This window comes from Thioalkalivibrio sp. ALE21, from assembly GCF_003208255.1.
Taxonomy (GTDB): domain Bacteria; phylum Pseudomonadota; class Gammaproteobacteria; order Ectothiorhodospirales; family Ectothiorhodospiraceae; genus Thioalkalivibrio; species Thioalkalivibrio halophilus.
The window spans coordinates 48,908-62,818 of the sequence record NZ_QKMA01000006.1 but is presented as its reverse complement, the minus strand read 5'-3'; the positions used below and the strand labels follow the sequence as shown (position 1 = coordinate 62,818).

At 69.9% G+C, this 13,911-nt stretch carries 10 protein-coding genes; 7 read left to right on the top strand and 3 right to left on the bottom strand.

What is annotated here, in order from left to right; translation table 11 throughout:
* The first annotated feature begins 2 nt into the window (after positions 1 to 2).
* Complete coding sequence (locus D893_RS07140; RefSeq protein WP_018947681.1) at positions 3 to 485, top strand: response regulator; 483 nt, start codon at positions 3 to 5, stop codon at positions 483 to 485.
* Entirely contained in the window at positions 466 to 4,386 is a 3,921-nt protein-coding gene (locus tag D893_RS07135; RefSeq protein ID WP_110619434.1) for an EAL domain-containing protein, read from the top strand. The genes D893_RS07140 and D893_RS07135 overlap by 20 nt, the downstream gene beginning before the upstream one ends.
* A 9-nt stretch (positions 4,387 to 4,395) precedes the next feature.
* Here D893_RS07135 and D893_RS07130 read toward each other — a convergent pair whose 3' ends face one another.
* Complete coding sequence (locus tag D893_RS07130) at positions 4,396 to 4,926, bottom strand: hypothetical protein (RefSeq protein ID WP_018947683.1); 531 nt, start codon at positions 4,924 to 4,926, stop codon at positions 4,396 to 4,398.
* Positions 4,927 to 4,996: 70 nt separating this feature from the next.
* Positions 4,997 to 6,556 carry a bifunctional aminoglycoside phosphotransferase/ATP-binding protein gene (locus tag D893_RS07125; RefSeq protein ID WP_018947684.1) on the bottom strand — a complete coding sequence of 520 codons (1,560 nt, stop codon included), beginning with the start codon at positions 6,554 to 6,556 and terminating at the stop codon, positions 4,997 to 4,999.
* A gap of 98 nt (positions 6,557 to 6,654) precedes the next feature.
* Here D893_RS07125 and mrcB point away from each other — a divergent pair, with 98 nt between their 5' ends.
* From mrcB to D893_RS07100, 5 genes are read left to right on the top strand one after another with little or no spacing between them, the layout of a single operon-like run.
* The gene (gene mrcB, locus D893_RS07120; protein WP_018947685.1) at positions 6,655 to 9,009 is read left to right on the top strand and encodes a penicillin-binding protein 1B; all 2,355 of its coding nucleotides are present in this window, start codon (positions 6,655 to 6,657) and stop codon (positions 9,007 to 9,009) included.
* A gap of 13 nt (positions 9,010 to 9,022) precedes the next feature.
* On the top strand, positions 9,023 to 9,571 hold the full coding sequence (locus D893_RS07115; RefSeq protein ID WP_018947686.1) for a tetratricopeptide repeat protein: 549 nt from the start codon (positions 9,023 to 9,025) through the stop codon (positions 9,569 to 9,571).
* Entirely contained in the window at positions 9,564 to 11,537 is a 1,974-nt protein-coding gene (locus tag D893_RS07110) for an ATP-dependent DNA helicase (RefSeq protein ID WP_026289045.1), read from the top strand. Before D893_RS07115 ends, D893_RS07110 begins: the two co-directional genes overlap by 8 nt.
* Positions 11,528 to 12,217 carry a tRNA (adenosine(37)-N6)-threonylcarbamoyltransferase complex dimerization subunit type 1 TsaB gene (gene tsaB, locus D893_RS07105; protein ID WP_018947688.1) on the top strand — a complete coding sequence of 230 codons (690 nt, stop codon included), beginning with the start codon at positions 11,528 to 11,530 and terminating at the stop codon, positions 12,215 to 12,217. The genes D893_RS07110 and tsaB overlap by 10 nt, the downstream gene beginning before the upstream one ends.
* Positions 12,218 to 12,237: 20 nt before the next feature.
* Entirely contained in the window at positions 12,238 to 13,266 is a 1,029-nt protein-coding gene (locus tag D893_RS07100) for a tRNA pseudouridine(13) synthase TruD (protein ID WP_110619433.1), read from the top strand.
* Between the two features lie 41 nt (positions 13,267 to 13,307).
* Here the strand turns inward: D893_RS07100 and D893_RS07095 are convergent, their stop codons facing one another.
* Positions 13,308 to 13,739 carry a PAS sensor domain-containing protein gene (locus D893_RS07095; RefSeq protein ID WP_018947690.1) on the bottom strand — a complete coding sequence of 144 codons (432 nt, stop codon included), beginning with the start codon at positions 13,737 to 13,739 and terminating at the stop codon, positions 13,308 to 13,310.
* Positions 13,740 to 13,911: the final 172 nt, after the last annotated feature.

The window sequence follows — 13,911 nt, the reverse complement described above, 5'->3', positions numbered from 1 at the left end:
CAATGAGTGACCCGGGCTCGCCACCGCCCATCTGCGTAGTCGAGGACAGCCCGGTGGATCTGGATCTGCTGCGCCATGCCTTCCGTCGCCGCCGCCTGGCCAATCCGTTGACGGTGGCGCGCGACGGGGAGGAGGCCCTGGCGGGGCTGGAACGCTGGGCGCGGGGCGAGGAACCGGTGCCGGCGGTGGTCCTGCTGGACATCCGGCTGCCGCGGATCAACGGTCTGGAGGTGTTGCGGGCACTGCGCGCGCATCCGGACTGCGGGCGCATCCCGGTGGTGATGCTGACGTCGTCGGCGGATGACGCCGACATCCGTACTGCTTATGAATGCGGCGCGAATTCCTATATCGTGAAGCCGGTGGACTTCGACCGGTTCATGGATGTGGCCGAACAGATCGAACTCTACTGGTGCGTGTTGAACCAGCCTCCGGCCTCGGTGTTTACCTCAGGGAGGTCCCCGCGAGATGAAGATTCTGCTCGTTGAAGACAATCCGGTGGATGCCGATCTGCAGCGTCGGGCGCTGAGCCGTGACGGGGCGGAGGTCGAGATCCGCACGGCGGGGTCGATGGCCGAAGCCTGGGCGGCGCTGGAGGAGGCGCGCTTCGATTGCGTGCTGCTCGACCTGCGGCTGCCGGACGGCAACGGCATGGACCTGATCCCGCGTCTGCGCGAGGGCGGGCGCGAGGAGGCGATTATCGTGATGACCGGCCACGGCGAACAGGAAACCGTGGTGACCGCCTTCCGCGTCGGGGCCGACGACTATCTGCCGAAGAACGAGACCTACCTGGAGCACCTGCCGGCGCGTGTGCGGGACGCCCTCGGGCGTCGCCACCGGCGGCCGGAGGAGCTGGAAACGGTGCGCGTGCTCTACGCCGAGCACAACAGCTTCGATGTCAGCCTGACCCGGCGGGAATTCGCCCGCGCGGCGCCGCATCTGCAACTGGAAGTGGTCGATTCGGCCGACGAGGTCCTGGCGCGTCTGGACGGCGGGGCCGCGGCGGACGCAGCGTACCCCGACATCCTGTTGCTGGATTATCGCCTGCCGGGGATGGATGGCCTGGAGCTGGCGCGCCGCATACGCGCCGAGCGGGGTCTCGATATCCCCGTGATCCTGGTGACCGGGCAGGGGACCGAGGAACTGGCCGCACAAGCCCTGCGCCTGGGGGTCGACGACTACGTGCTCAAGAGCGGGGGCTATCTCAAGGGGCTGCCGGTGCTGGTCGATCAGGTGGTGGCCCGCGGGCGGCTGCGGCGCGAACAGGCCGCCCTGGCGGAGAGCGAACGTCGCTATCGCCAGGTCATCGACAGCGCCGGTGACATCATCTTTCAGACCGATGCGCAGGGGCGGCTCACGTTCCTCAACCCCGCCTGGACCCGCATGACCGGACGTTCGGTCGAAGAGGCCCTGGGGCATCCGCTGACGGACTTCGTCGAGGCGGGGGAGCGCGAGGTGCTGGCGGATGTGCTGCGCGGCGAGGCGGCCGTGTCGACGCTCCCGGACGAAGCCGCGATCGGCATCGTGACCCGCTGGGGCGGGCTGTACTGGATGGAGCTGGAGGGGCGCTGCGAAAAGGGTACCGACGGGCAGCCCACCGGGTTTTCCGGCAACCTGGTGGACGTGACCCGGCGCGTGCGCGACCAGCGACTGGCGGCCGTGCGCGCACGGGTGCTCGACCGGCTGGCCACCGGGACACGTGATCCGGGGTTCCTGTCGGACGTGATCCAGGAGCTGGAGCTGCTGCTGCCGGAGCTGTCGGCGTCCATCATGCTGCGGGACCGCGAGACCGGGATGCTCGAATGCGTGGCGGCGCCGTCCCTGCCGGGTTCGCTGCCGTGGCTGCACAGCCCGGTGCCGGCCAGTGATGGCGTGGGCTCCTGCGGCACCGCGGCCTTCCGCGGCGAAACGGTGGTGGTGCCGCAGGTGACGGGCCATCCGTACTGGGAGGGCCTGGAGGCGCCCATGGAGGCCGCGGGGCTGCAGGCCTGCTGGTCGTTCCCGTTCTTTGATGACGACGGGCACGTGCTGGGCACGCTGGCCACCTACCTGAACGAGGCGCGCGAGCCGCGCGACGAGGAACAGGGTCTGATCGACGAGTTCACTCAACTGGCCGGTCTGGCGGTACAGAAGCTGCACGCGGCGCAGGCCCTGGACCAGCGCGAGCAGGCGCTGGAGAGCTCGGCCCGCATGACCCTGGCACTGCTGCAGGCGGAGACCCCGGACCGGGTCATGAATGCACTGCTGGGGCGGCTGGGCGAGACCCTGGCCGGGGATCGCGCCTGGGTGGTGGTCATGGCCGCCGAGGAACCGGGTCGGGAGAACCGCGAGACGCATCGTTACTACTGGTTGCGCGGCGATTCGGCCGTTCCGGTCAGGCCACCCGCCCTGCGCAATCTGACACCCGACAGCCTGCATGCGCGCTGGACCGAACGCCTGCGGGCCGGCGAGGCGGTCGCCGGCACCCGGGCGGAGTTCCCCGCGGAGGAACAGGCACTGCTGCAGCAGCAGGGACTGCAGTCCCTGCTGCTGGCGCCGGTGTTCCTGGAGGGCGAATATCGCGGGTTCGTCGCGGTGGATGCGCTGGTGCGGGCACGCAACTGGAGTGCGACCGACGTGAGCGTGGCGCGCATCTTTGCCAGCAGCCTGGGGGCCGCGCTGGCGCGGCGCGAGACCGTGGTCGGCCTGCGCCGGCTGGAGGCGGTGTTCCGCAGTACCCGCGACGGCGTGGTCATCACCGACCTGTCGTCGCGCATCATCGCGGTCAATCCGGCGTTCACCGAGATCACCGGATACGCGGAATCCGAGGTGCTGGGGAAGAATCCGCGCATCCTGCAGTCGGGGTATCACGACGCCGAGTTCTATCGCGCCATGTGGCAGGAGCTGGAGCGTACCGGCTACTGGGCCGGCGAGCTGTGGAATCGCCGTCGCGACGGAACCGTGTACCCCGAATGGCTGAGCCTGTCGGTGGTGGTGGACGAGAGCGGGCAGCCGATCCATTACGCCGGCACCATCACCGACATGACCGAAATCAAGCGCTCGGAGAGCGAGCTCAACTATCTGGCCGAGCATGACCCGCTGACCGACCTGCCTAACCGAACGCGGCTGCATGCGCTGCTGTCGCGCGCGGTGGACGAGGCGCGCGCGGAGGACCACCCGCTGGGCGTGCTGAGCCTCGACCTGGACCGGTTCAAGGACGTGAACGACAGCCTGGGGCATCCGGCCGGCGACGAGGCCCTGGTCGAAGTCGCCCGGCGCCTGGGCGACACGGTGCGCCCGCCGGATATCCTCGGCCGGCTGGGTGGCGACGAATTCATGGTGGTCAGTCAGCGGGCCGCCGACCACGAATCGCTGAGCGAGGTGGCGCGCGAGCTGCAGGCCGCGCTGGATACCCCGGTGCTGCTGGACAGCGGGCACAGCGTGCATCTCAATGCTTCCATCGGCATTGCCCGCTTCCCCGAGGACGGCGACACCGCGACCAAACTGATCCAGCATGCCGACGCGGCCATGTTCCATTCCAAGGAAAACGGGCGCGAGGTCTGGAGTTTCTACGAGGCGGAGCTGACCCGGGCGGCCAGCGAACGGCTGGAACTGGAAGGACGCCTGCGCGAGGCCCTGGCGAGCGGAACCGGCGAGCTGCACGTGCATCTCCAGCCGCAGGTGCGCCTGAGCGATGGCGTACCCGCGGGCGTGGAGTGTCTGGCGCGCTGGGAGACCCCGCAGGGCGAAAGCATTACGCCGGACCGGTTCATTCCGGTCGCCGAGGCAACCGGCCTGATCGTCCCGCTGGGCGAACAGGTGCTGCGCGAGGCCTGCCGGCATGGCGTTCGCCTGCTGCGCGAGGTGCGCAGCGACCTGGTGGTGGCGGTCAACCTTTCGCCCGTCCAGCTGCGCAGTGCCCGACTCGTGCGCCGGGTCGGCGAGATCCTGGCGGAGACGGGGTTCCCGGCGGAACAGCTGGAACTGGAGGTGACCGAGACCGCCATCATGAGTCAGGGCGATCAGGCGGTCTCCCGGCTCAACGCATTGAAGTCGCTGGGCGTGCGCCTGGCGATCGATGATTTCGGCACCGGTTATTCGTCACTGGCGGCCCTGCAGGACTTCCCGCTGGACGTGCTCAAGATTGACCGCAGTTTCGTGGATCAGGTGGACCGCGAGGGCCGGGGGCGCTGGATTGCCGCGACCATCATCGCGATGGCGCGCAATCTGCATCTGGAGGTGATCGCCGAGGGCGTCGAGACGGCGGCCCAGGCGGCATGGCTGAACGCCCACGGCTGTGATATCGGGCAGGGATTCCTGTACAGCCCGGGGCTGCCCGCGGACCGGGCCGAGGCCTGGCTGCAGGCGCCCGGCCGGGTGGCGGCACTGGCCTCCGTCCGGCCGGGCTGATCCGCCGGTTCAGAACATCAGGGCTTCGGTGACGATCCGGTCCACCAGTTCGTTGACATCGCCGAGGGACTCCTGCGAGGCCTCGTCGCCGATCTGCGGCACGCGCTGATAGCTCATGTAGATCGTGCCCGGCTCCGCGGCCAGCTCGTAGATGGCGATGACATAGGGGCAGAACGTGATGTTGTGCGGGTCGGCCTCCATGGTCGCGCGCGAATAGGTGGCGGAGCAGAAGTCCACCGAGCGGCCGTTCAGGTAGATGCCCTCGCCGGATTCCTGGCCCGCGGTGCGGTCCAGCATGTCGGCGATGTGGCCGACGTTGTTGATCACCAGCCCCTCGGTTTCGATGGCGAACTCGACCATCTCGAAGTAGTGGTCGAAGTCCCCTTCGACGCTGTAGATCACGCGCTCCTCGCTCTCCTCGACGACCTCATAGGCCAGCGCGGGCAGGGGGAAGGCCAGTGCGGCGGTCAGGGCCAGCGCGGGCAATCCGGCGGTGACACGGCGGGCAGCCTGGCGGGTCCTGGTGCGGAATTCGGACATGGGGTGACTCCTGTGTGGCTGGCGGACAACCGATGGTATCTCTATTTTACGTCAAATGAACTGACCGCCGTCACGCCGGGCGTTCCAGCCGCTGAGCCAGAAGCTCGACATCCAGGGGCTGTCCGGGGCCTGCTTCCACGGCATGCTCGTCGGCGCCGGGCCATTCCTGGCGCGGGCGCTGCTGCTGCATGACCTCCACGTCGGCATCCGACGCATCCCGGCCCTGCGCGGCGCGGGCCTCCAGGCGTTCGCGCAGCAGGTTTTCGTCGGCGTGGCAGGCGACGACCGCAAAGCCGGCCTCCATGCGCGCGGCAAGCTCGCGGAACGGCTCCCGCTGCCCACGTTCGAGAAAGGTCGCGTCGACGATGACGGTATGCCCCAGCTCCAGCAGTTCCCCGGCGCGTTCCAGCAGGTGGTCGTAGATCCGCGTGCGGGCCTCTTCGCTGTAGGAAACGGCATCGGCCATGCGCTTGCGTTCGACGTCGCTGCGCAGGCGCACCGCGCCCAGGGCCTGAAGGACGCGGGTGCTGATCACGGTCTTGCCCGACCCGGACACCCCGTGCATCAGGATCAGGCGGGGCCGCCGCGGTTCGGTCAGGCGTTCGGCCAGCGCGAGGTAGCGCCCCATCTCGGCCTGGTGGGCGGCCTTCTCGTCCGAGGGCAGGCTGGGTTCGGCGGCATGGATGCCCTGGACCTTGGCCCGCACCAGCGCCCGATAGACCTGGTACAGCGGCAGCAGGGCCAGGCCGTCGAAATCCTCGCGTTCTTCCAGCCAGGCGTTCAGCAGCCGCCAGGCATGCGCCGGGTGCTCGCGGGCCAGCAGGTCCATGGTGGTGAAGGCGATTTCGGAAATGACATCGATCCAGCGCAGCTCCGGGTCGAACTCGATCGCATCGAAGGCCACCGGGCGCTCGCCGCCGGCTTCGTCCCCGGCTTTGATGTAGACCATGTTGCCCAGATGCAGATCGCCGTGGCAGTGGCGGACGTGGCCGCCGTCATGGCGCGCCTGCATTAGCGGGCGCAGGCGGTCCAGCTCCTTTTCGGTCCACGTCTGCAGGCGCTGCAGCCGCTCGCGTTCACTGGGCTGCTGGGCGGATTCGAACAGACTGGGGAAGTTTTCGCGCATCGGCGCGGCCTCGGCCTCGGGGGTGCCGTGGGCGGATTCCGGGCCGGTGCGTTCCACGCTCTCGTGGAAGCGGGCGATGTAGCGGCCCAGCTCGTCCATCGCCTCGGGTGGCAGGGCGCCGCGCTCCAGCAGCCGGTCGAGCTGGCGGTCGCGGTCGAAGCGGCGCATGCGTACCGCGTATTCCTGTATTTCGCCGGTCCCGTTGATCACCGGGTGTTCGGGATCGCCATTGATGCTGACGACCTCGTGGTAGATCTCCGGCGCCAGCCGGCGGTTGATCTCGAGCTCCGTCTCGCAGAAATGGCGGCGCGCCTGCAGGGTGGAAAAGTCGAGGAAGCCCAGGTCCAGCGGCTTCTTGAATTTCCACGCCCAGTCCCCGGCCAGGATCACCGTGGAGATGTGCGTTTCGATGCGCCGGATCCGTTCGGCCGGACCGCCATCGGGGAACGCCCCGCTCTCGATCAGTCGGGTGAGAATGCGGTGCTGCTCGTCCAGCGCGGTCATGCGGCCTCCATCAATGTTGCCCCGGGTCAGGTTATCATTGCGCGAGTTGCGGGCGAGATGCCCGTGTTCACCCGTCCCTGTTGCAGACCGCGAGAGCCATGCCGCGTTCCTCCCGCTCCCGATCTTCGCGCAAGCGCCGCCCCGCCGGCGGCCGGCTGCGTCGCGTGCTGCGTGCCGGCACCTGGACCCTGCTCGGTCTGCTGCTGGCCGGTGCCGGCGTGGGTGTGCTGTATGTGCAGAACCTGGATCGCGAGATCCGCGCCCAGTTCGAAGGTCAGCGCTGGGCCCTGCCGGCGCGGGTGTATGCACGGCCGCTGGAGCTGTATCCCGGTCGGCGCCTGGACCGTGAGCGCCTGGTGACGGAGCTGGAGGCGCTGAATTATCAGCGCAGCGGCCAGGGCGCCCGGGCCGGGGAATACGAGGTCAACGACGGCACGGTGGCCCTGACCACGCGCCCGTTCACTTTTGGCGACGGGCCCGAGCCGGCGCGTTCGGTGCGGGTGCAGATGGACCGTGGCCATGTGCGCTCGATCACGGATCGCGACACGGGCGCGGCGGTCGACCTGATGCGGGTGGAGCCGCTGCTGATCGGCAGTATTTACCCGACGCACGGTGAAGACCGCGTGGTGGTGGATCTCGACGAGGTCCCGCCGGCGCTGATCGGTGCCCTGATCGCGATCGAAGACCGGCGTTTCATGTCACATCGCGGGGTGGACCCGGCCGGTATCGCCCGGGCGGCCTGGGCCAATCTGCGCGCCGGCCGCACGGTGCAGGGAGGCAGTACGCTGACCCAGCAGCTGGTCAAGAACTTCTACCTCACCCGCGAACAGACCCTGTCGCGCAAGCTGAACGAGGCGGTGATGGCCCTGATCCTGGAGCATCGCTACTCCAAGGAAGCCATCCTCGAAGCCTATGTCAACGAGGTGTTTCTCGGGCAGGCCGGCGAACGTGCCATCCATGGTTTCGGGCAGGCGGCCCGGTTCTATTACCAGCGTCCGCTGAACGAACTGCGCCTGGATCAGCTGGCCCTGCTGGTGGGGCTGGCGCGCGGGGCCAGCTACTACGACCCGCGCCGCCATCCGGAGCGGGCCCGGGCCCGGCGCGACCGCGTGCTGAACGCGATGCACGAGACGGGCCTGGCGGACGCGGACACCGTGGCGACGGCTCGTGGCATGCCGCTGGATGTCTCGCCGGCGATGCCCGGCGGCAGCCGCTTCCCCGCATTCCTCGATCTGGTGCGCCGCGAGCTGCGCGCCGAATACGCTGACGAAGACCTGCGCTCCGACGGGCTGCGCATCTTTACCTCGCTGGATCCGGTGATCCAGCTGGCGGTGGAGGAGCGCGTGCGCGAAGAGGTGGCGGCGGTGGCCCCGCGGGCGGGCGAACATGCGGAGGAGCTGCAGGCCGCTGCGGTGGTGACCGACGCGCGCTCCGGCGAGGTGCTGGCGCTGGTCGGGGACCGCAACCCGGCGTATCCGGGGTTCAACCGCGCGGTGGAGGCGCGCCGCCAGATCGGTTCGCTGGTCAAGCCGTTCGTCTACCTCGCGGCGCTGACCAACCCCCGGCGCTATACCCTGGCGAGCCTGCTGGAGGACCGGCCGGTGACCCTGCAGCTGGCGCACGGGGAACCCTGGACCCCGCGCAATTTCGACCGCGAACACCGTGGCGAGGTCACGGCCTGGGAGGCCCTGGTACAGTCCTACAACGTGCCCACGGTGCGCCTGGCCGATCGCATCGGGGTTTCTCAGCTGGTGGATATCCTGCAGACCTTCGGGCTGCAGGCCACCCCGGCCCCCAACCCGTCGCTGGCGCTGGGCGCACTGGAGCTGTCCCCGCTGCAGGTGGCGGGGCTTTATCAGGGGCTGGCCAGCGGCGGTTACGCCACGGGCACGCGCGCCATCCGCGACGTCCTGGATGCCGACGACGAGGTCCTGTCGCACTACGGGCTGGAACTGCGCGGCGCGGTGCCGGACGGGGCCATTCGTCTGCTCGGCGAGGCCCTGCATGACGTGACGGTGGACGGCACCGGTCGGGTGATTGGTCAGCGCCTGCCGCAGCGCCGCCTGGCGGGCAAGACCGGGACCACCAATGATTTTCGCGATGCCTGGTTTGCCGGATACGACGATCGCCATGTGGGTGTGGTCTGGCTGGGCATGGACGACAATCGGGCGACCGGCCTGACCGGTGGTTCCGGGGCGGCGCCGGTTTGGGCCGGCATCATGGGGGAGCTGCCGGGTGGATCGATCGAGGACGGTCGGCATCCTTCCATCGAATATCACGACATCGACCTGGAGTCCGGGGCACGGATCGTGGACGAGGATCACGCCTGCGAACGCGTCAGGCGCCTGCCGTTCTGGCAGAATTCGGCCCCCGAGGCGGTGGCCGAGTGCGAGGGCGAGGCGGACGGCGACGCCGGCGGCTGGTTCGGCCGCATGTTCCGCAATCAGGATTGAGCGGGTATATCCGATGATGATGAAGCTGCGACAAGGCGAACATTCCGTGCACCGCACCCCGCGCGCCGTGCGGCTGCTGGCCGGCTGTGCCGTGCTCGCGATCCTGGCCGGCTGCGCGACCCCGGAGCCGCGTCCCGCGCCGGAGGAACCCGCGACCGATGTGCCCGAGCCCGAGGTCCTGGAGGTCGAGCCCGGGGCGGCCGAGGATCCGGAGCTGGCCGCCGGGGTGGACAGCGCAGCATCGGGTCTGGCGCAGCGCGCCGAACAGGCGCGCGCGGATGCCGAGCTGGCGCGCGCCGGCCAGTTGCTGGAGCGGGCCCTGCGCATCGCGCCGCGGGATGCCCGGCTGTGGCAGCGCCTGGCTGTGGTGCGACTGGAACAGCGTAACTTCGATCAGGCCGAGCGGCTGGCGCAGCGTTCGCTGGGCATGGCCGGGAACGACCGTGACCTGCAACGGGAGAACTGGACCGTGATCCTGCAGGCCCGTGAGGGCCGGGACGATACGGAGGGCGCGCGCGAGGCGCGCGAAGCCCTGCGCGCGCTCGGGGGCGAACGTGTCTGAGTCCGCCGCTTCGCCGGCCGTGCGGGCCCTGAGCCCGGGCGGCGATATTGCCGAGGCGGTCCCCGGGTTCCGGCCGCGCGAACCCCAGCAGGCGATGGCCGCGGCGGTGGAGGAAGGCGTGGCCACCGCGCCATCGGCCCTGTTGGTGGAGGCCGCCACCGGGGTCGGCAAGACCTATGCCTATCTGGTCCCGGTCCTGCAGCGGCGCAAGCGGGCGCTGATCTCCACCGGCACCAAAACCCTGCAGGACCAGCTCTACCATCGGGACCTTCCGGTGGTCTGCGGAGCGCTGGGGTATCAGCCAAAGACCGCGCTGCTCAAGGGGCGCTCGAACTACCTGTGCCACTACCGGCTGGAGGTCGCGGAAGCGGATGCCGCCGGGGCCACCGGCGCCGGCGCGCGGGCCGAGCGTCTGCATACCCTGCAGGAGCTGCAGGCCATGGCGCGCACCGACGACAGCGGGGATCTCAGCCAGTCCGGCCTGCTGGCCGAGGATTCGCCGCTGTGGCCGCAGGTGACCTCGACGGTGGACAACTGCCTGGGCAATGAATGCCCGCATCTGGACGACTGCTTCGTGGTGCGCGCGCGGCGCCGGGCGCAGGAGGCGGATGTCATCGTGGTCAACCACCACCTGCTGCTGGCGGACATGGCGCTGAAGGAAGAGGGCTTCGCCGAGCTGCTGCCGGAGGTCGACGCGGTGATCGTGGACGAGGCGCATCAGCTGCCGGAGATCGCCGGGGCGTTCTTCGGCGTGGCCCTGAGCACGCGGGCCCTGCGCGAACTGGCGCGCGACACGCGCCGCGAGCAGGAGCAGCATGCCCCGGAGATGACCGACATGCGCCAGCGCGTGGCCGAGGTGGAGGCCGCGGCGGGCGGTCTGCTCGAGGTGACCGAGGGGCACGAAGGGCGCGCCGGTCTGGAGGATGCCGACCCCGACGGGGCGCTGGGGCCGAAGCTGGACGCCCTGGACGACGCGCTGCGCTGGCTGCACGATGCCCTCCAGGTCGCGGCGCCGCGGGCGCCCGGGCTGGAACAGCTGCGTGCGCGCTGCGAGCTGCTGCGCGAGCGACTGTCGGCGTGGCGCGAGGATACCGAAGACACGGTCGCCTGGCTGGAGCGTTTCCGTCAGAGCCTGACCCTGCATCGCACCCCGCTGGATGCCGCGCGACCCCTGGCGCAGCGCCGCGCGGCGCGCCCGGCCGCCTGGGTCTTCACCTCGGCGACCCTGGCGGTGGGCGAGGACTTCACCCACGCGGCGCGCCGCCTGGGGCTGCCCGGAGACGTCGCTACCGCGCGTCTGGACAGCCCGTTCGACTTTGCCCGTCAGGCCTGTCTGCTGCGCCCGGATCCGCCGCTGCCGGACCCCAACGCGCCGGATTACACCCGTGCCTGCCTGCGCTGGGCCTGGCCGCTGTTGAAGGACGGACCGGGCGGCGGATTTTTCCTGTTCACCAGCCATCGTGCGCTGCAGGAGGCCGCGACCCTGCTGCGCGAGCATCTGCCGGAGGACCGTGAACTGCTGGTACAGGGGGAGCAGTCGCGTGGCGAGCTGCTGGAGCGTTTCCGCGCGGCCGAACGGCCCTGGCTGCTGGGCGCGCACAGTTTCTGGGAAGGCGTCGACATCCGCGGGACCGGGCTGTCGGTGGTGGTGATCGACCGCCTGCCGTTCGCCGCGCCCAACGATCCCGTGCTGCAGGCCCGCGCCGCAGCGCTGGAAGCCGAGGGTCGGCACCCGTTCATGGAGTTCAGTCTGCCGCAGGCGGTGCTGGCGCTGAAGCAGGGCGCCGGGCGCCTGATCCGCGACGGCTCGGACACCGGAATTCTCGCGCTGTGCGATCCGCGCATCGACGGCAAGCCCTACGGCAAGCGCTTTCTCAACAGCCTGCCGCCGTTCCACGAAGCGACCCGCCCGCGGGCGGCGCTGGATTTTCTGCAACGGGCCCGGGAGCGCCACGCATGCGCCTGATCGCCATCGATACCGCCACCGAACGCTGTTCCGCCGCCCTGTGGGTGGACGGCGAACTGTATTCGCTGTCGGAGCGGGCACCGCAGCGTCACGGTGACCTGATCCTGGGGCAGGTCGAGACCCTGCTGGCGGAGGCCGGGATCGACCGCCATTCGCTGGATGCGGTGGCGGTGGGACGCGGTCCGGGGGCCTTCACCGGGGTGCGGCTGGGACTGGGCGTGGCGCAGGGCCTGGCGTTCGCCCTGGATTGCCCGGTGGTCCCGGTGTCGTCGTTGCAGGTGCTGGCCCAGCAGGGCCTGCGGCTGGCGCCGGAGCCGGCCCCGGCGGCGGTGCTGGCCGCGCTGGACGCGCGCATGGGCGAGGTCTACTGGAGCCTGTGCCCGGTGGCCGGGGAGCGGGTCCTGCCGGCACCGGAGGCCGTGGCGCCGCCGGAGGCGGTGGCTGCGCAATGGCCGGCGGGGGAGCGGCTGGGGCTGGGGACCGGCTTTCGTGCCTTCCCCGAACTCGCCGGGCAATGCGGACTGGCCGACGAACGGGTGGATCCCGATGCCCTGCCGGACGCCTTTGACCTGGCGTTGCTGGCGGTGGATGCCTGGGAGCGCGGCGAGGCGGTGGATCCGGCGGATGCGCAGCCGGTCTATCTGCGCGATGACGTGGCACGACCGGCGGCGAGCCCGTGACCGCGCCCGGGAATGCCCCGGTGTGGCCCTGGGAGGCCCCGCTGCAAGGCCGGCTTAAGGCGAGCCCGGAGGATTTCCGGGTGGAGGAGCTTCCGGCTACCCTGCCGGACGGTGCGGGCGAGCATCTGTGGCTGGAGATCGAGAAGCGCGGCCTGAACACCGAGGACGTGGCCGTGTGGATCGCGCGGTCCGCGGGCGTGGGACGCGGCGCGGTCAGCTACGCCGGGCGCAAGGATCGTCATGCCGTGACCCGGCAGTGGTTCAGCGTGGCCTGCGCGCCGGAGGTGGATTCGGCGTCATGGGCGGTGCCGAAACCCGGCGAGGCGATCGCCGCGGACGCCTGGCTGCGTGTCTGTCGGCACGCTCGCCATGCCCGCAAGCTGCGCACCGGGCACCTGGCGGGCAATCGTTTCACCCTGCGCCTGCGCGAGCTGGAGGGCGATGGCGACATGGCCGAGCAGGTCCTGGAACGGATCCGCGCCGGCGGCGTGCCGGCGTATTTCGGCGAACAGCGCTTCGGGCATGCCAACCGCGAGCGGGCGTACGACTGGCTGGGCGGCGGTCGGCGTCCGCGCGGGCGCAATCAGCGCAGCCTGCTGCTGTCCGCGGCGCGGGCGGAACTGTTCAACGCGGTACTGGCCGAGCGCGTGCGCCGTGGCGACTGGGACCGCATCCTGCCGGGCGAGCGGGTCAACCTGGATGGCACCGGCAGCGTGTTCACCGCGGAGTCGGTGGATGCGGAGCTGGAGGCGCGCGCCGCGCGGCTCGACGTGCATCCCACCGGGCCGCTGTGGGGGCGCGGGGATCCGGGCACCGGGGGCGAGGTGCGCGAGCTGGAAGATGCGGTGGCCGCGCAGCACGAGGTGCTGGTCCGTGGCCTGGAGGCCGAGGGTCTGAAGGCCGCGCGCCGGGCGCTGCGTCTGGTGCCGCGATCCATGGAGTGGGAATGGGAGACGTCGCGGGTGCTGCGTCTGCAGCTGGAACTGGGCCCGGGAGAATATGCCACGAGTGTAGTGGAGGCCCTGATGCGCACGTCGGCCGGGGAGTGACCCCCGGGGTCACTCCGGGTCGCTCCGGGGTTGCTGGCGGGTCAGCCGGAGCCGGCCAGCTGACGCTCCGCACGTTCGGCGCGTTCTTCGGCCTCGACGCGCGCGGTGATGTCCTTCTGGATCCCGATGTAGTAGGTCAGCCGGTCTTCGTCGTTGAAGATGGGCGTCAGCGACAGCTCGTTCCAGAACAGCGAGCCGTCCTTGCGATAGTTGCGCAGGGTCACGCGGCAGGGGCGATCCTCGTCCAGCGCGGCGCGGATTTCGCGCACGGCATCCTGGTCGTTGTCGTCGTTCTGCAGAAAACGGCAATCGCGGTAGAGGATCTCCTCGGAACGATACCCGGTGAGCTCCTCGAACGCGCGATTCACGTAGATCAGGATATTGTCGTTGCCTTCGCGTTCGGCAATCACCACGCCGTCGTTGGAGGCGTCGACCGCGAGGGCGAGCAGCTCGGCATCAATGGTTCGCGTCATGTCTTCGATTCTATAGGTTCCATCCGTCAACTTTACAGACTGTCATAAAGCCACTTGTTTGTCCCTTTGTCCCTGCAGGAATTCGGTTTGTTCAATCGTCCTGCCGGGGGCCTGTTGGAGTAGAGCGCAAAAAGAAAGGGCCGCATCATCACTGATGCGGCCCTTCTCGTAT